The sequence below is a fragment of the Pantoea deleyi genome (assembly GCF_022647325.1).
In the GTDB taxonomy this organism is placed as follows: domain Bacteria; phylum Pseudomonadota; class Gammaproteobacteria; order Enterobacterales; family Enterobacteriaceae; genus Pantoea; species Pantoea deleyi.
This window is the reverse complement of the sequence record NZ_CP071405.1, coordinates 821,601-839,502: the sequence shown is the minus strand read 5'-3', so window position 1 is coordinate 839,502 and position 17,902 is coordinate 821,601. Positions and strand designations below refer to the sequence as shown.

The window sequence follows — 17,902 nt, the reverse complement described above, 5'->3', positions numbered from 1 at the left end:
TCTCAGCCGCCTGCGCCCAGGCGTTCGACCAGACCGCTGCGACGCTGTGTCTGCAGCTGAACCGCACGCTGAAATACTCCCGGCTCGCTGTAGATCGTCAGCTGCCGCCGCGCGCGGGTGATCGCGGTGTAAACCAGCTCCCGCGTCAGCACCGGCAGAAACTGCGTCGGCATCACCAGCGCGGTGTGGTCAAACTCCGACCCCTGCGATTTGTGCACCGTCATGACCCAGGCCGTTTCGTGTGACGGCAACCGGCTCGGCTGAATCGCCTTGATCGATCCATCCGGCAGCGGGAAGAACACTTTGAGATTGCCCTCCTCATCGCGCAGCGTAATGCCGATATCGCCATTGAACAGGCCGAGCGCGCTGTCATTCCGGCTGATCATCACCGGCCGTCCGGCATACCAGCGGCTGCCGACGCCGGGACGCCGGATGCGCTGCAGCTGCATCAGTCGCTGTTCGATGCGCTGATTCAGGCCCTGCACGCCAAATGGCCCCTCACGTAAGGCGCACAGCAGCTGATACCGGCCAAACGCGGCGATGACCTCCGCCGGCGGCGCCTGCTCTCTGATGAGCTGCAGGAACGGCTGATACCCCTGCGCAACCTCATCCAGCATTGTCTGATAGGCTTCGGCGCTGTTCAGGGTCTGGTAGCTGACATCCTCGCAGGCCGAGGCGAACAGAACATTGACCTGCGCAGCGTCTCCCCGGTTGATCGCTTTAGCCAGCTGGCCGATGCCGGAGGTGGCGTCAAAACGATAACTCTTCTGCAGCAGGCAGATGCTGTCTCGCACGGATGGCGCCTGGGCGTCATCACTGCCCGTCAGGGCGCAACCGGTCAGCCGCGCGAGCTGTTCCGCCCGCGCCAGACTGTAACCGCCCTCGGTACAGCGGCAGATATCGCCCAGCACGGCCCCCGCCTCGACCGAAGCGAGCTGGTCGCGGTCGCCCAGGAAGATCACGCGCGCATGACCAGGCAGGGCGGCGATCAGTTTTGCCATCATCGGCAGGTCAACCATTGACGCCTCATCCACGACCAGCACATCCAGATGCAGCGGGTTCCCGGCGTGGTAGCGCATCCGCTGGGTATCGGGCTGGGCGCCCAGCAGACGATGCAGCGTGGTGGCTTCGGCCGGAAAACGCCGACGCTCTTCGTCGCTGACGGCCAGCTCCTGCAGGGCCCGGCCCAGTGATTCGGTCAGGCGTGCAGCGGCTTTACCGGTCGGCGCGGCCAGCTGGATCCGCAGCGCGCCCGGATGCAGCCGGATCAGCGCAGCGAGGAGCTTCGCCACGGTGGTGGTCTTACCGGTCCCCGGCCCGCCGGAGATCACTGCCGTCTTGCGGGTCAGCGCCACGGCCGCCGCAATCTTCTGCCAGTCCTCAGGCTGATCACCGAACAGCGTGTTCAGCACCTCGCCCGCGGCCTGGATATCGAAGGCGGTTTTCACCTCCTGAGCGGCAAAGAAGTCGGCGACCCGGCCTTCGCTCTGCCACAGCCGGTGCAGATACAAACGCTGGTGGCTCAGCACCAGCGGCGTCACCCGACTGCCGTCGCTCACGGCCGGCCACGCGGCCAGACGTGCAGGCCACTCATCCGGCGCGCCCGCCGCCTGCCAGATCGCCTGGGCCAGCGCAGGCTGACGCCCGGCAAACAGGTTCGCTTCGCACAGGTTGCTCAGCGGCAGACAGACATGCCCCTCGCCGGCTTCTGCGCTGACGCAGGCCGCCGCCAGCAGCAGTGCAGGCTCGGATTCCGGCGCGACCAGCCGCGCAAACTGAATATCCAGCGGCCGCAGGAGGCGCTTCTCTGCCGCCTGCAGCAGCAGGCTCAGCATGTCACTCATAACCCCTCCCCGGGTTCACCAAACAGTGCATCGATTTCGTCCACAAAGGCGTCATCAGGCCGGGTGGCAAAAATGCCGTTGTCCGGCGAACTGCCATCCATCCCGCGCAAAAACAGATAAAATACGCCGCCAAAATGTTGCGCATAGCGGTAACCGGGCAGCCGATGCCGAAGGTAGCGATGCAGCGCCAGCGTATAGAGCTGATACTGCAGATCGTAGCGGTGGCCGATCATCGCCTGCGCCATCGCCTCAGGGGTGTAAGCGGCGTGACTCTCCCCCAGCCAGTTCGATTTATAGTCGAGCAGATAATATTTGCCCTGCCAGCGGAAGACCAGATCGATAAAGCCCTTCAGCATGCCGCGCACCTGGCGAAAATCCAGGGCGGCGGCCTGCCGGGAAAGCGGGTCATGCCGTCGCAGCAGCGCGTCGAGATCGCCTGGCGTCAGCAGGTTGTTGATCGGCAGATAGAACTCCATCTCAATCAGGCATTCGCTGCGCTTAATTGCCGACAGCGTCACGCCCTCCGCGTTCAGCGGCGTACGCAGGACGCGTGCGATCCACTGCTCCAGAACCGGTAACCAGCTGAGCGGATAGCCATTGTGCTGCAGCTGATCTTCGAGCCAGATGCGGTCCGGCGGTTCGGTAAAGTCGATCGACTCAAACAGACCATGTAAAAATGTGCCGGGTGCGGCACCGCGCGGAAAGTGGTGAGGTGTCAGCGCCGCCTCTTCGCCACTCTCCTCTTCACCCGCCGCGTCAATATCGAAGCTGGGCAGCGCATCCAGCAGCGGCGAACTGTGGTGCTGCTGCAGACCCGAGTAACTGGTGACCCGCCAGAGATCCGTCAGCATGCGCGTCATGTCGCGGCTGCTTAACGCCCTGTCGCCCTGCCCGACATCCTGCCACATCTCGCCAGGCCGCAGATCCTCTTCTGTCAGGGCAATGCCCTCACCGGCTAAGGCGTTCAGACGCTGGCTGAGCTGCCGGGCATCGGCCGCCTCGCCCTGCTGCACCAGGTAACCCAGTGCGCTCTTGTGCAGATCGCTTTCGCCCTCTTTTTTGCGGGTGCCTTTGATCAGCGGCGCAATGCCAACGCTGCAGTGATAGACCGACCGGGTCAGCGCCACGTAGAGCAGACGCAAATCTTCCGCCAGACGCTCCTCTTCGGCCAGCGCCAGACTTTGCGCATCCCCCTCGATATCCAGCAGCGCCGTAAAGGTGTCGCGGTCATGGTAGAGCGCGCTGGCGGCCTCGCGGAATCCGGCAGCAAACGGCAGCCAGACCAGCGGATACTGCAGCCCTTTGGATTTATGGATGGTGATGATCTGCACCAGATGCCGGTCGCTTTCCAGACGCAACTGCTGGCTGGCGGCCTGGCTGTTTGGCCGGGCGATCTGCTGCGCCAGGAAGCGCACCAGCGCGTGCGGACTCTCCAGCTGCACCGACGCCTCCTGCAGCAGTTCACCCAGATGCATCAGGTCCGTCAGCCGCCGCTCACCGTTCTCCGAAGCCAGCATATTCTCCGCCAGCTGCCGTTTAATCATCACATCCCGCAGCATCGGCAGGACGCCGCGCTGATGCCACAACTGTTGCCAGGCAGCGAACTGCTCCACCAGCGCATCCCATTCGCGTTCGTTCTGCGTCAGCGCGTCGAGCGTCGCCGCGTCGATGGCAAAAATGGAGGTTGCCAGCGCGCTGCGCAGCAGACGCTCCTGTTCCGGTGCCTGAATCGCCTGCAGCAGCCAGAGCAACTCGCGCGCTTCCGGCGTGGTGTAGACGCTGTCCCGGCTGGAAAGATAGACCGACGGGATCGCCAGCGCATTCAGCGCATCGCGGATTAAGCCAGCCTCATTGCGACTGCGCACCAGCACGGTGATATCGGACGCCCGCACCGGCTTCAGCGCCTCGCCCTTGCCCAGCAGGGCGCGTCCCTGCTGACCGGCGACCAGCCAGCGGCTGATGTCGGCCGCACACTGCTGCGCCATAAACTGCTGGTAGTCACTGTTGCCGACGCCCTCGCCGGGCTGGAGCCAAAAGCGCAGCGCCGGTTGCTGCTGCTGGTCAAACATCAGCGTCAGCGACTGATTCGAATCTGCGGGCTTCACCGGCTGGAAGGGGATCGCCGAGAAGAGAAAGGGCGAATCGACCTGCGAAAAGAGGCGATTGACGCCCGCCACCATCTCCGGCGAGGAGCGCCAGTTGGTGTCCAGCGTGTAGTGAGCGCTGACTTCGTTTCTGGCCCGCAGATAGGTAAAGATATCCGCGCCGCGAAACGCATAGATCGCCTGCTTGGGATCGCCGATCAGAAACAGTGCCTGCTCCGGCTGATTAATGTAGAGCGCGCGGAAAATGCGGTATTGCTGTGGATCGGTATCCTGAAACTCATCGATCAGGGCAACCGGGAAGCGCGCTCTGATGGTTTCGGCCAGCAGGACGCCACCGGGCTGCTGCAGCGCCTCATCCAGCTTACTGAGCAGATCGTCAAAGCCTAACAGCGCGCGAAGCCGCTTCTCACGCTGCACCGTAGCACGCACATCGGACAGCGCCTGAGCGATGATCACATCCCGCAGCGACAGCGGGTCTGCCAGGAACCGATCGATCGCCTCAAACAGCGCATGACGGGGCACGTCACCCTTTTTGGTTTTCTCCGCCAGCACCTGCTGCCCGAAACGCTCCAGCTCTTTAGGCAACTGGTAATCGCGCGTCTCACTGCCGGCCCACTGCGTGACGCGGGCCACCCAGTTGGGCAGATGTTTACTGCTGTAGCTGCGCTTATCGACGCCCGATGCGCTGATGATTCCTTCCACGTCCGCGCTCAGCGCCTGCCACTGCTGCTTGAGGGCATCGATGCGCGCCAGATTGCGGGCGTGACGTTTCTCCAGTGTCTCATCGGCTGCGGGCGGACGTTTCAGCCCCGGCGACTCGCCCTGCAGCCAGGGGCGCAGCGTAGCCAGCAGGCTCTCTGGCCCGCTCCACTCAGCGGCGATGATCCGCGCCACATCCAGACTCAGTGGATAACACTGACGACGCCAGAAATCGGCGGCCGACTGTTTCAGCAGCGCCTGCTCATCTTCAATTAACTCCTGCTCGAACAGCATGCCCGACTCGAAGGCGTTGAGGTTGAGCATCCGCTGGCAGAAGCCGTGGATGGTAAAGATGGCGGCTTCATCCATCTGCCGTTCGGCCGCCAGCAGTTGTGCAGCGGCCTGACTCAGATCCGGCATCTGCTCCAGCAGTAGCTGGTGCATGGGATTGCTGCTTTTACCGCGAATGCAGGCCAGGCGCAGCTGATGAATATTCTCGCGGATGCGCCCGCGCAGCTCTGCGGTCGCGGCTTCGGTAAAGGTCACGACTAAAATCTCTTCTACCGAGAGCGGCCGGCTGTAAGCATTTTCGCCACCCAGCCCCAGCAGCAGCCGCAGATAGAGCAGACCGATGGTAAAGGTTTTACCGGTGCCTGCGGATGCCTCAATCAGCCGCTCGCCCCTGAGCGGCAGCGTCAGGGGATTCAGCGAAATGGCAGGTAACTGCGTCATGGGGTTTCACTCTTTACCGGCAGCGACTGCTGCAGTTTTGCCACTTCCGCCCAGGTTTTCCAGCCCGGCTGGCGGGCAAACTCGGTTTTGCCATTGCCGGTGCCGGCAATCTGCGAAATCATCACCATGCCTTTGTGTTCAATCACGGCGCGCCGGAAAAAATCCGCCAGGCCGATCGGGGTGAGCTGCTGAACCTGCTCGATCATTTTCTGTCGGGTATCAAACCGGTCATTCTGACGATCAAAGTCGCGGCTGAAACGATCGGCCTCTTCATACAGCGTCTGAGGACGCTGCTGCAGATCGTTGATCATCGCCTGCTGATACTGCACAAAATCGGCCTGACTCATGCTGCGCAATCTTTTTTCTGCCTGAGGGTAAAACGCCTGGTATCGCTGCAACAGCCAGCCGGGCTGCCTGCTGTTACTCTGCAGCAGGAAGCCGACGCCCCACTGGCGTCCCACGGGCATCTGGAAGGCAAACACCGCATAGCCGAGCTGCTCTTTGGTGCGCAGCTGATTGTAGAACCACGGCTGCACGATCTGGCTCAGCATCGCGCTGTTCGCCATGCTCTGATATTCACTGTAGCCCAGCGGCACATAGAGGGCGGCCAGCGCCGAGTCGGTGCTGCTGCCCTGCTGCTGCAGATTGGCTTTCAGCGGTTTGTTGAGGGTGACGAACCGGCTCGGCCAGTGACGCGGCGCATGGCTCTGCATCTGCTCCCGGAGTTCATGGCCCAGCTGAATCACGCTTTCCGCGCTGAGATTGCCTACCACCATCATCTCCGGCGTCGCATCACGGAACAGCGCATCGCGGTAGCCGGTGACATCCTGGAGTGAGATCCCACTCACCAGCCTGCGGCGGGTTTCACGCTGGGTATAGGGCAGCTGTGACAGCAGCTGCATCGGCTGAATGGCCTGCTCAAACGCCTTGCCTTTTTCCGCCGCGTCGAGCCGCTCCAGATACCAGGATTTGGCCTGCTCCAGTTGCTGCTCTGTCGGCTGGAAATGCGCATACCCTTCCACCAGCTTCTTCAGCAGCGTCGGCAGACGCTGAGTAAATCCGTTGGCACTGAATACCAGCCCTTCATCTTCGCCGGTTGAGAAACTGATGCCGCCGACCGAAGCCTGCGAGTTCAGCTCATCCAGCGCCAGGCTGGAAAGGTAGTCATTCAGCCCGAACAGGACCTGCTGACGGGCGTCGCTGATGGCGTGCTGATTGCGCAGCGCCAGGGTGATCGCGGCTTTCGGCTCGCTGGCATAGTAGCGGCTGGGCATCCAGTAAATCCGCATCCCGTCTTTGTTATCCAGCCTGACCGGATGGGTGTAGGTTTTGCCATCGGACGGCATCAGGGTGAAATCATCCGGAATATAGGGGTTCAGTACCGGCATCGCCAGGGTGATCTGGCTGGCGCGTTGCTGCCAGTCAGCGAAGGTGGCTGGCGTGATTTTCTCCACCTGATAAGGTGCTTCAACGAAATAGGCCTTTTTATCGTGTGGCTCCTGCGGGCTGATGTACCAGATGCGCGCATGCTGCGGCGTCATCTCTTCCAGCCGGGCGTGTATCGCGGCCGCGTCATACTGGTCCGCCAGATAGGGGGCATCCAGCGTATGTTCAACCGGGACGCGCAGCATGGTATCCACCAGCCACTCGATGTAATCCATATCGCGGGTGATGGAGGGATAGCGGAAATCCAGCGCCAGAACGTGCGACACTTCATCGAAGTAGCGCTTATCGTCGCTCTGCTGACGCAGCAGATTGATGTAGCTGAAAATCGCCGCCACCACTTCGTCACGCTGCGCCAGACCTTTGTCGGTCAGGGAGGCGGTAATGGCAAAGACGCCGCTGTTACGCTCGGTCATCGGGTCAGCACCCGCGTTGACGCCGTCGGCCAGCCCCTGTTTCTGCAGCCAGTCGGTGAGCGTGTTTTTGCTGCGGTTGCTGATCAGATAGCTGATGAGCGTGTCAGTTTTGCTGCGAAAGCGATCGCTGTTGTTGGCGATGCGAAACTCAATCTTAAGCTGCTTGCGCGGCTGGGCCGGAACGTAGTGAATGATGATGCCCTGCTGCGCATCGGTCACTACCGGCACCGTGATTGCCGGCACGCTGGCATCATGATTCGGCACCCGGCCAAAGGTTTTCACCGCAATCGCCGCCATCTCCGGCAACGGCTTATTGCTGTAGATAACGGCCTTCATCAGGTTGGCGGAGTAATGGGTGTGGTAGAAATCCAGCAGCGCCTGGTGCAGCTTACTGCCCGGTTTATCTTTCAGGGTATCGAGGTTGCCGCCCGAAAAACGCGACGCCGGATGCGCCGGGTTCAGGGTTTCCGCGCCGACCTGCGCCATACGCAGCCCGTCGCGCGAGCGCGCCATCGTCAGCTCGGCGTTGACGGCATGACGTTCCCGATCGGCGTTAACCGGATCCAGCAGCGGCGCAGCCACCGCATCGGCCAGCCGATCAACCGCAGGCGCCAGCGAATCATTTTCCACCTCCAGATAGAAAGCGGTGCGATACGAGGCGGTACTGGCGTTGTGACTGCCGCCATGCTTTTTCAGGAATTCGGCCAGGTTGTCCGGCTGCGGGTAGTGCGTTGATCCCATCAGCACCATATGTTCCAGGTAGTGCGCCAGCCCGGCCTGCTGATCGGGATCGTCCAGCGATCCAATCGGCAGCGTCAGCGCGGCCAGGGATTTTGGCGCGACCGGATCGGAAACCAGCAACACCGTCATGCCGTTATCCAGCCGGATCGCCTGGTAATGGCGCGGATCCTGTTCACTTTTGCGAATGGTTTCATTCACCGGCTGCCAGCCTGCTGAGGCCTCCGCCAGAACCGTGCAGGCCGTCAGGCCGAACATCAGCGCCGCTATCCAGCGTGCGTATACCCGCATGTAAACTCCTCTCGTTTCCCGATAAGCCGCCAATTTCTGACCCGGCGGCTCAAAGCAGAGCAAAATTGCTGTGTAATAAATTCGTGTGCTGACCGGTTATTCGTCGTCCTGATGCGCCATCAGCACCGGTAGATACCAGCGCTGTGCCGCCTCAGCGATCTGCTGCAGCTGCGCCTCATCCAGCACCCGGCAGAGACGCTGCAGATAGGGGTCGCCTCCCTCTCCTTCCACCTGATAGTTACCCTGCCAGGCGGTCAGCAGGCGATTACGCGCTTTAAGCTGCGTCGCTTCATCGGTAAGCAGCTGCTGACTTTTTTTGTCATAGCTGGCGGTGAGCCAGACGCCTCCGCTTTTATTAAGCAGCATCAGCGGCTGACGCATTCCGGCCAGATAGCCCGCGACATACGCGTTCAGCGCCGCAGTGGCCTCCGCCTGCGGCACCGCCAGGAACGTCCAGCGGCTCTTCTGACGGCCAAACATCCGGCTGCTGCCGGTGCCGCCCAGTGCGCAGTAGACCAGGTGCTCCAGCCAGAGTAACAGTCCGTCGTTCATGTTGAGCACGCCGGGCCGCCAGCGCAGCAGTCCGTCATCCTGCACCTGCGTCAGCCAGCCGGTTAAACTGACCTGCTCCAGCTGCAGATTGACCTCCCAGCTCTCGCCGTCGCTGCGCTGCGTGACCACTTCCGCAGCGACTTCCTGCATCTCCTCGCGCTGCGCCTGCCAGAACAGCTCACCGAACGCGCCATAGGGCAGATTACCGGCCGCACGATGATATGCGTAGAGCCGCTCTGTATCGTCACCTTCGACCAGCGCATTCAGCAGCTGTGCATTGATCTGATAACGTTCGAGGTTGTCGAGCGCAAAAGGCTCGCTGTCGGGCAGTTCGTTCTCCTCCAGCCAGAAGCTGACGCCAAGCCGCTGGTGGAACCAGGCGCGCACCGGATGCCGCCAGAAGCGCAGAAACGCCTCCAGCGTCAGCGTTTCGATCACCGGAGCAGTCAGCGGCTGCACAAAGTCGGGCTGGGGCTGCCCCGCCTTCTGCGCGGCAGGCAGCCACTCGCGGGCAAAACTCTGCAACCGGGCAGCGGGCTGGAAGTTCTCCGCATCAAACGGCATCCGGCTGTGCAGATGCTGCAGGTGCATCCGCACCCGTTCCGCACTCTCATCCAGCTCCAGATGGCCGTCACCCTCCAGATAGAAACTCTGTCCGATGTAATCCAGCAACTCTGTGACCAGCACAGAGGGGTAGCGTTCCGTATTATCCTGAATCGCCCGGCCGATATAGCTGATATAGAGCTGCCGCTGTGCAGAGATCATCGCCTCCAGAAAGAGATAACGGTCATCATCCCGGCGGCTGCGGTCGCCTTTGCGGGACTGTTGCTGCATTAAATCGAAGCCCAGCGGGGCCAGCGTGCGGGGATAGACACCGTCGTTCATCCCCAGCAGACAGACCAGCTGGAAAGGAATAGAGCGCATCGGCATCAGGGTACAGAAGTTAATCTGTCCGGCCAGGAAACGCTGACTGATGCGCTGCTGGTCAAGCCGGCTGCGCAGATCGTCGCGCAGCAGCGCCACCGGAATCGCCTCTTCAAACCGCGCCGCCATGCCGTAGTCGATCAGCTGCTGCCACTGCTCTTCAACCAGCAGCAGTGCGGCCTCGGTTTCGGCATCGGGACTGAAAAAGGCGTTGAGCAGTTCACGGCACAGGGGCAGCCACTCCGACAGCGGCCGGGATTCCGCCAGCCGCTGTCGCCAGTCATTCAGCCGCGAAAGCAGCTCTGCCAGATGACCCGCCAGCTCGCCCACCAGGCCACTCGACTCGTCATAAGGCAGGATCCCTTCCCAGTCACCGTTGTGACTCTCCATCGCATACCCCAGCAGCATACGCTGCAGGCCAAAACGCCAGGTGTGCTGGCCGGTAATCGGCAGGGCGAGCGCTTCCACGCTGGCGTCATCCAGTCCCCAGCGTACGCCGGACTCGCTGACCCAGCGCCGCAGCAAACGCAGCCCGCTTTCATCAATGGAAAAGTGGGCAGCCAGCGCCGGCACATCCAGCAGCGCCAGCACATCCTCCGAGACGAACCGGCTGTCCGGCAACGCCAGCAGTTGCAGAAACGCCACGATGGCCGGATGGGCCTGACTGGCACGACGGTCAGAAATGGCAAAAGGCAGGTAACGGTCGGCTGGCGCGTTGGCAAATACCGCCTGGATGAAGGGCGCATAGGCGTCGATATCGGCAACCATGACGATAATGTCACGCGCTTTTAAGTCGGGATCGGCCTCCATCATCGCCAGCAGATGATCCTGCAGAACTTCGACCTCTCGCTGGGCGCTGTGGCAGACCTGAACCGCAATGGAGCGATCGTCCGGATCCAGGCAACGCTTACGATCGCTGTGCGCCAGTTCCGCTGCATTCAGTCCGATGATGGCGTTGTCCTGCAGATTGAGAAGATCGTGCTGCATGCAGTGCAGCAGGTTGTCCGGCTCAACATCCACAAAGGCATCAATATCGTCGTTTGACTCCATCTGACTGAGCAGGAACAGGTTGTCACGTCCCAGCTTGCCCCAGGAGGCGAGCAGCGGATTCGTCAGCTGCTGTTCTCCGGCGTCGTTAAACAGCGCCGGGGCCTGCTCCGCATCGCGGAAGAGCGCGCGCGTTTCATCCGCTCCGTGGCGCCGGCGCTGACGACTCTGCAGTTTCGCCAGAAACGCGTAATCCTGAATATCGCCCCAGTAGTCACGGCAGGGATTGGTGAACAGCAGATGGATATCGATATGGCGGCCCAGCGCCTGCAGCGCCTGCAGATAGACCGGCGGCAGCGCCGAGATACCACAGATGAATACCCGCTTTGGCAGATTGTCCGGTGTGCTTTTCGCCTGCTCCAGCGTCTGGATAAAGCGCGCATAGAGGTTGGCACGGTGCCATTCCGGCTGGCCCAGCGCCTCGGTATAGCTGACCAGATCGCGCCACAGGGCGGCCTGCCAGCGCTGCGCCTCCCCCAGCCCCTCGATCGTTTCGCCGCGCTCCCAGCTGTTGAGCCAGTCGGCACGGTAGACCAGATACTGGTCGAAGAGATCGGCGACCCGGGAGCTGAGCTGAAACAGCTTACGTTTGTCGCCGTCGTCATGAAGGTAGTGCCGCAGCGAGGTGAACGCCTCCTGCTCCAGCATGACCGGCAGCCGGTGCATCAGCTTCCAGCCCATGCTGGCCTTGCTGAAGGCGCTTTCTGGCGGGATGCCGGGCAGTACGCGGACAAACATCTCCCAGATAAAACTGGCGGGCAGCGGAAACTCGATGTTGGCCGCGATACCAAAGGTTTGCGCCAGCTCCATCTGCAGCCATTGCGCCATTCCGGGGCTCTGCACCAGGATCATCTCGGCGGCAAACGGGTCATCAAGAGGATCATGTTTAATCACCGCAGCCGCCAGAATCTTCAGCACATCGAGCTGATTTGAGTGATAGACGTGAAACATGAAAACTCCTGTGATAACTCAGAACATGACTGCGGTATTGCGGCCCTGTCACTTTACCGCGTATCGCCGTTGAAACCCATTAAAAGGGCGACCTGTTGCGCTTAACATCGCAGCCGTGTAAGCGTGGCACGGCGCTGCCAGGGGCCGGTGACGTCAGCCTGCAGCAGGATACAGCCTGACGGACCGCTTTTCTGTTGCAGGCGGGATACCCAGCCCGCCACTTCATGCCCGATCAGCCGCTGCCCGGCGACCCGCCAGGCCTCGCGCTGCGCCCACTGCTGGCTGAAGCTCAGCGCCAGGGCGCGGTGATAGTGCAGCAGCGTGCTGGTGCTTAACGCCATAAGCAGCAGCGCAAACAGGAGTTCCGGCAGGCTGAATCCGCAGCATCTACAGGCAGGCTGCCGGAGGCACGAGCGGACAATAGTCGATCCAGCCGTGCGGCAGCGCGATAACCTGACTCCCCTGTAACCGGACCCAGTGCCAGACGGCCATCCCCCTGTCGCTGGCCTCGCCTTTAAGCAGTACGTCATCTTTTTCACCTCGCTGTAAACAACTGCGCCAGCCGTGACGATCGTCCTGCTGACAGTGTACGGTCTCGCTGCCTGGCCAGCGCAGGGAGAATCCCCACTGCAGCGCAGACTGCGCCCGCCAGAAATCGGTGATGGTGTGCTGCTCATCCGCCAGCAGTCGCATCCCCTGCTCAGACAGCCTGCGGCTGGCGTGCAGCGTGACGCTGCCGATCAGCAGCAGCATCAGAACCATGCCCAGCGCGCTACTGCCCCGCTCTTTCACAGATTCTCTCCCTCGACCCAGCTCTCGATCGTTTCACGCCAGCGTCCGGCCTGCCCCTGCAAAACGATCCTGATCTGCGAATCCTGCCGGCTGATGCTGAACTGCCCGATCGTCATAAAGGCGGGATCGGAGAGCCGCTCCCAGCCTGCGGACTGACACTCATCCACTCCGCGCTGCGCCTCAAGCTGCCGCTGTCGCAGGCGGTAGCCGTAATAGTCACTGCCGGTATGGCCCACCGCGTCCCATCGTCCGTTGCTGTTCTCATCCCAGCGCAGCAGCAGGCAGTTCTCGCGGATGGTGAGTGCGCCCGGCCCGCATTCGCCATGACAATATCCGGCCCGCCGCACCGCCTTTTCCAGCGTGGCCATGATCTGCTGTAACTCCTGGCGCAGCTGCGCCCGCTGCAGCAGGCTGGCATTCTCTGCCAGCAGCCGCGGCAGAAAGCGTCCGACGCCGATCATCACGACGGCGCTGAGTGCCATCGCGATCAACATCTCCAGCAGGCTGAATCCGGTCGCTTTCACGGGCAGCCCTCCTCATCCGTCATGCAGAGCCGAATACGGGCCCGGGCCGAGATAATCAGCCTGATGCGTCCGGCGCTGTTACCCAGCCCGATGCTGCCCGCCGTGGCGACGTTACGCCGGCCATAAAAGCCCGGCTCTCCCCGGATGTCAGTGAGTTGCACATCCGGATGCGGGGCGACGAAATGCAGCGGGTTGCCAGGATGGCATTCACCGGCAGGGCTGCCGACACCAATGCACCAGGGCGCGCCAGGCCGCGACCACAAAACCAGATCGCTGTTGTGCCGGTTTGCCCGGGCGCGTATCCGCAGCAGGAACCCCTGCAACTGCTGCGCGCTGTCGCGCAGTTGCTGTCGCTGTTGCCAGCGCTGCCAGCCGTGTAATGCCGTGAGACTTAACGTGGCGGCAATCACCAACACCAGCAGCAGTTCCGGCAGGGTAAAACCCCGTATGTGTGTGGTTTTCATAGCGGCAGAGTGCGATCTGCGGAGCGGTGAAACAAGGGGTTTTGAGGCACGCCGGAATTGGGATGGCAGAAAATCGGCCTGACCGACAGTGGCGGTCAAAAGCGTGCGAGCGGTGCCGCAGATTCAGCGATCGACAGGCAAAAAAAAGCCCCGGCGGCGAGCCAGGGCTTTCTCGTTTTTATCGATCAGATGGCGACCGGGGCTTTGATCGCAGGATGCGGATCGTAGCCTTCAATCTCAAAGTCATCGAACTGATAGTCAAACAGTGACGCCGGTTTGCGCTTAATGACCAGCGTTGGCAGCGGACGCGGTTCGCGGGTCAGCTGCAGGCGCGCCTGCTCCAGATGGTTACTGTAGAGGTGCGTATCGCCGCCAGTCCAGACAAAATCCCCCACCTGCAGATCGCACTGCTGCGCGACCATGTGCACCAGCAGCGCATAGCTGGCGATGTTGAACGGCAGACCCAGGAAGATGTCGCACGAACGCTGATAGAGCTGGCAGGAGAGCTTGCCGTCCGCCACGTAGAACTGGAAGAACGCGTGGCAGGGTGCCAGCGCCATCTCACTGAGTTCACCGACGTTCCAGGCAGACACGATAATCCGGCGGGAGTCGGGATCGCGCTTCAGCTGCTCCATCACCTGGCTCAACTGGTCAATCTCCTGGCCGCTGGCGGTTCCCCAGCTGCGCCACTGCTTACCATAGACCGGGCCGAGATCGCCGTTCTCATCCGCCCACTCATCCCAGATCGAGACCTTGTTCTCTTTGAGATAGCCGATGTTGGTGTCACCCTTCAGGAACCACAGCAGCTCATGAATAATCGAGCGGATATGACATTTTTTGGTGGTGACCAGCGGAAAACCATCCTGCAGATTGAAACGCATCTGGTGACCAAAAATTGAAAGCGTACCGGTGCCGGTACGGTCAGCTTTTGGTGTGCCTTCGTTCAGCACATGCTGCATTAAATCCAGATACTGTTTCATTTTTCCTCACGAAATTGGGGCTGCGGGCGACGACGATACGCCCAGATCATCATAATAATGCCGGCAACAATCATGGGCACAGAGAGAATCTGACCCATGCTGATGCCGCCTTCAAACAGGCCAAGCTGGGCATCCGGCTGGCGGAAGAACTCCACGATAATGCGGAATGCGCCATAGCCAATCAGGAACAGGCCAGAGACGCTGCCCATCGGGCGTGGCTTGCGGATAAACAGGTTGAGGATGATAAAGAGTACGATACCTTCCAGCGCCAGTTCATAGAGCTGCGACGCGTGACGCGGCAGCACGCCGTAGGTGTTCAGCAGATCCTGATACTGCGGGTTGTTGGCGGCCAGCGCGACATCCTCGCTGCGTGAGCCAGGGAAAAGCATGGCATAGCGGAAGTTCGGATCGACACGGCCCCAGAGTTCGCCGTTGATGAAGTTGCCGAGACGGCCGGCGCCCAGACCAAACGGGATCAGCGGTGCAATAAAATCCGAGACCTGGAAGAAGGTGCGTTTGGTGCGGCGGGCGAAAATCAGCATCACCACAATCACCCCGATCAGGCCACCGTGGAACGACATACCACCATCCCAGACCTTGAAGAGATAGAGAGGGTTTTCCAGGAACAGCGGCAGGTTGTAGAACAGCACATAGCCGATACGGCCGCCCAGGAAGACCCCCAGGAAACCGGCGTACAGCAGGTTCTCAACTTCCTCTTTTTTCCAGCCGCTGCCAGGTTTATTTGCCCGGCGTACCGCCAGCCACATGGCGAAAACAAAGCCCACCAGATACATCAGACCGTACCAGTGAAGCGAAACCGGTCCGATCGAAAAGATCACCGGATCGAACTGCGGAAATGCAATATAGCCGTTATTCATCATTCACCGTCTATTTTTCAGCCCTGAAAAGGGGTGTTGTCAGGCACATAAATTAAGGCTGCGCATCATAGCACAGCCGGTTTTTTGAAATGCCGCGCAAATGTAAACGCGGATAATCCGTTTAATCTGATCCGTCGGCGCACCCTGTTGCAGCCACTCCCTGCAGGGACAGCGAGTAACAACCGCAGCGTACAGTGAGTACGTGAGGAGGATGAGCGCTACCCGGCACCGGAAGGGCAAATAAGCCAGCCTGACGGGCCTGGCGGTCAGCGACCGCCGCGAATCAACCCACCCAGACCGCGCCGCTCCATAAAGGCCGAAACCAGATGGCGAACTTCCGTCGCGGTGTGGGCATGCATCCCCTGCTCGCTCAGCGCCTGCGCCTCTTCATAATCCAGGTGACGCAGCAGATATTTCACGCGCGGCACGTTCTTGCCGTTCATGCTGAGGTGGTGATAACCCAGCCCCACCAGCAGGGCGACGCACATCGGATCGCCCGCCATTTCACCACAGAGGCACAGTTCCAGATTAGCCTGACGGGCTTCCTGCGCGATCGCATTCAGCGCACGCAGCATCGCCGGATGCAGCGAATCGTAAAGATTGGCGACGCGGGTGTTATTGCGGTCCACCGCCAGCAGATACTGCGTCAGGTCGTTGGTTCCGACCGAAACAAAATCGACCCGCGATGCCAGATGGGGGATCATAAACAGCATCGACGGCACTTCGATCATGATACCGATACGCGGCGCGGGAATGGCGTAACCCAGCATCTCTTCCACTTCACGTCCGGCGCGATCGATCAGCTGTTTTGCGTCGTCGATCTCATCGATATGACTGATCATGGGCAGCAGAATACTGAGGTTGCCGGAGGCGGCGTTGGCACGCAGCATCGCGCGCACCTGCACCAGGAAAATCTCCGGCTGGTCGAGCGTCAGGCGGATACCACGCCAGCCCAGGCAGGGGTTCTCTTCACTGATCGGCATGTAAGGCAGCTGTTTATCTGCCCCGACATCGAGCGTACGCAGCGTCACCGGCTTATCGTGAAACAGCTGTAACATGCCCTGATACTGCGCCACCTGCTCCTCTTCCGAGGGGAAGCCGTTCTGCAGCATAAAGGGGATTTCGGTGCGGTAGAGACCGATGCCATCCACCCAGCTGCCCAGCGCCTGCTCATGCTCCGGGCTTAAGCCGGCGTTCAGCATCACCTGCACGCGCTCGCCACTTTTCAGCTCGCCCGGCTGGTCGACGACCCCTTCCGCCATCCTGCTCAGCGCATTCTCTTCGCTGATCAGTCGCTGATACTCCTGCACCAGCACCGGCTCGGGATCGATCAGCAGCTCGCCGCGATAGCCATCGACGATCAGCAAACGCTTATTGAGCTGATGAGGCTGAATATCCGCCCCCATTACCGTCGGGATGCCCATGGCGCGCGTCAGGATCGCGGCGTGTGAATTGGCCGCACCATCGCGCACGACCACGCCCGCCAGCCGCTCCTGCGGCAGCTCCGCTAAGGTGGTGGCGGTCAGCTCATCGGCCACCAGCACAAAACGCTCCGGCCAGGCGTTGGTCCCGACCAGCGTATCATCGAGGTGAAACAGCAGGCGCTGGCCCAGCACCCGCAGGTCGCCTGCGCGTTCGCGCAGATAGCTGTCACTCAGGCTGGCGAACTGCTTCGCAAATTTCTCGATCACCTGCTTTACCGCCCATTCGGCGACGGATCCGCGCTCGATCTCCGCGAACAGATCCTTCTTCAGCCGGGCATCGGTTAACAGGTGAGAGTAGAGATCGAAGATGGCCGCGCTCTCTTTCTGAGCGCTGGCGCTGAAACGTTTGCTGAAGCGGCGAAACTCATTGGCCGCTTCGCTCATGGCGAGCGACAGACGTTCGCGTTCACGCTGCACATCCAGCGTTGAGGCGGCGGAAACCTGGTCGAGCAGTGGCTGTGTCTCATCGACCCAGCCCGGTGCCACGGCGACACCCGGCGCTGCCGCAATGGCGCGCACCCGCGTCTGCCGGAACTGACCAAACAACTGGCCCATCTGAGATTGCGACAGCAGCGTCGCCATCTGCGTGGCCAGCGTGACCAGGAACGACTCTTCGCTTTCATCAAACTGACGGTGTTCGCGCTGCTGCACCACCAGCACGCCGAGCAGCTGGCGACGGCTGATGATCGGAACACCGAGGAAGGAGCGATAACGCTCCTCTTTCACAGAGGGAATATATTTGAAGCTGGGATGGCTCTGGGCATCTGCGAGGTTGATCGGCTCGGCCAGACGGCCCACTAAACCGACGATCCCTTCATCAAACGCCAGCGTCACCGTGCGACCGCGCGGCTTTTTCAGTCCGCGCGTCGCCATCAGGTAATAGCAGCGACGATCGTGGTCGGCGAGGTAAACGGAACAGACTTCCGTTTCCATCGCCAGACAGATCTCATTGACCAGAATGTCGAGTGCTTCATTGAGACGCGGCGCACTCGCCACTTTTTCTACAATTTCGCGCAACTGAGTGAGCATAAAGGGCGT

Annotated in this window: 11 protein-coding genes; all 11 read right to left on the bottom strand. The window is 61.1% G+C overall.

Annotation, left to right across the window (positions count from 1 at the left end; all coding sequences use genetic code 11):
• Positions 1 to 2 precede the first annotated feature (2 nt).
• A complete protein-coding gene (recD, locus tag J1C59_RS04065; protein WP_140917288.1) occupies positions 3 to 1,844 on the bottom strand; it encodes an exodeoxyribonuclease V subunit alpha in 1,842 nt (613 codons plus the stop codon).
• Entirely contained in the window at positions 1,841 to 5,380 is a 3,540-nt protein-coding gene (recB, locus tag J1C59_RS04060) for an exodeoxyribonuclease V subunit beta (protein WP_128083961.1), read from the bottom strand. The genes recD and recB overlap by 4 nt, the downstream gene beginning before the upstream one ends.
• A complete protein-coding gene (gene ptrA / locus J1C59_RS04055) occupies positions 5,377 to 8,268 on the bottom strand; it encodes a pitrilysin (RefSeq protein ID WP_140917289.1) in 2,892 nt (963 codons plus the stop codon). Before ptrA ends, recB begins: the two co-directional genes overlap by 4 nt.
• 96 nt (positions 8,269 to 8,364) lie before the next feature.
• A complete protein-coding gene (gene recC, locus J1C59_RS04050) occupies positions 8,365 to 11,742 on the bottom strand; it encodes an exodeoxyribonuclease V subunit gamma (protein ID WP_128083960.1) in 3,378 nt (1,125 codons plus the stop codon).
• Between the two features lie 101 nt (positions 11,743 to 11,843).
• Entirely contained in the window at positions 11,844 to 12,083 is a 240-nt protein-coding gene (locus J1C59_RS04045) for a prepilin-type N-terminal cleavage/methylation domain-containing protein (RefSeq protein ID WP_167498280.1), read from the bottom strand.
• Between the two features lie 46 nt (positions 12,084 to 12,129).
• Positions 12,130 to 12,534 (bottom strand): DUF2509 family protein, encoded by a 405-nt coding sequence (locus J1C59_RS04040; RefSeq protein ID WP_128083959.1) that lies wholly within the window; start codon positions 12,532 to 12,534, stop codon positions 12,130 to 12,132.
• Entirely contained in the window at positions 12,531 to 13,058 is a 528-nt protein-coding gene (locus tag J1C59_RS04035) for a prepilin peptidase-dependent protein (protein ID WP_208721878.1), read from the bottom strand. The genes J1C59_RS04040 and J1C59_RS04035 overlap by 4 nt, the downstream gene beginning before the upstream one ends.
• Positions 13,055 to 13,522 carry a prepilin-type N-terminal cleavage/methylation domain-containing protein gene (locus tag J1C59_RS04030; RefSeq protein WP_128083957.1) on the bottom strand — a complete coding sequence of 156 codons (468 nt, stop codon included), beginning with the start codon at positions 13,520 to 13,522 and terminating at the stop codon, positions 13,055 to 13,057. The genes J1C59_RS04035 and J1C59_RS04030 overlap by 4 nt, the downstream gene beginning before the upstream one ends.
• 185 nt (positions 13,523 to 13,707) lie before the next feature.
• Entirely contained in the window at positions 13,708 to 14,502 is a 795-nt protein-coding gene (gene thyA, locus J1C59_RS04025) for a thymidylate synthase (RefSeq protein WP_128083956.1), read from the bottom strand.
• Positions 14,499 to 15,380, bottom strand: a complete 882-nt coding sequence (gene lgt, locus J1C59_RS04020) for a prolipoprotein diacylglyceryl transferase (protein ID WP_140917290.1) — start codon at positions 15,378 to 15,380, stop codon at positions 14,499 to 14,501. The genes thyA and lgt overlap by 4 nt, the downstream gene beginning before the upstream one ends.
• 266 nt (positions 15,381 to 15,646) lie before the next feature.
• Positions 15,647 to 17,893 (bottom strand): phosphoenolpyruvate--protein phosphotransferase, encoded by a 2,247-nt coding sequence (ptsP, locus tag J1C59_RS04015; protein WP_128083955.1) that lies wholly within the window; start codon positions 17,891 to 17,893, stop codon positions 15,647 to 15,649.
• Between the last annotated feature and the right edge of the window lie 9 nt (positions 17,894 to 17,902).

Excerpts from the sequence above, each read along its gene's own strand:
- recD (WP_140917288.1), bottom strand. The coding sequence starts at position 1,844 with ATGAGTGACATGCTGAGCCTGCTGCTGCAGGCGGCAGAGAAGCGCCTC.
- recB (WP_128083961.1), bottom strand. The coding sequence starts at position 5,380 with ATGACGCAGTTACCTGCCATTTCGCTGAATCCCCTGACGCTGCCGCTC.
- ptrA (WP_140917289.1), bottom strand. The coding sequence starts at position 8,268 with ATGCGGGTATACGCACGCTGGATAGCGGCGCTGATGTTCGGCCTGACG.
- recC (WP_128083960.1), bottom strand. The coding sequence starts at position 11,742 with ATGTTTCACGTCTATCACTCAAATCAGCTCGATGTGCTGAAGATTCTG.
- J1C59_RS04045 (WP_167498280.1), bottom strand. The coding sequence starts at position 12,083 with ATGGCGTTAAGCACCAGCACGCTGCTGCACTATCACCGCGCCCTGGCG.
- J1C59_RS04030 (WP_128083957.1), bottom strand. The coding sequence starts at position 13,522 with ATGAAAACCACACACATACGGGGTTTTACCCTGCCGGAACTGCTGCTG.
- thyA (WP_128083956.1), bottom strand. The coding sequence starts at position 14,502 with ATGAAACAGTATCTGGATTTAATGCAGCATGTGCTGAACGAAGGCACA.
- lgt (WP_140917290.1), bottom strand. The coding sequence starts at position 15,380 with ATGAATAACGGCTATATTGCATTTCCGCAGTTCGATCCGGTGATCTTT.
- ptsP (WP_128083955.1), bottom strand. The coding sequence starts at position 17,893 with ATGCTCACTCAGTTGCGCGAAATTGTAGAAAAAGTGGCGAGTGCGCCG.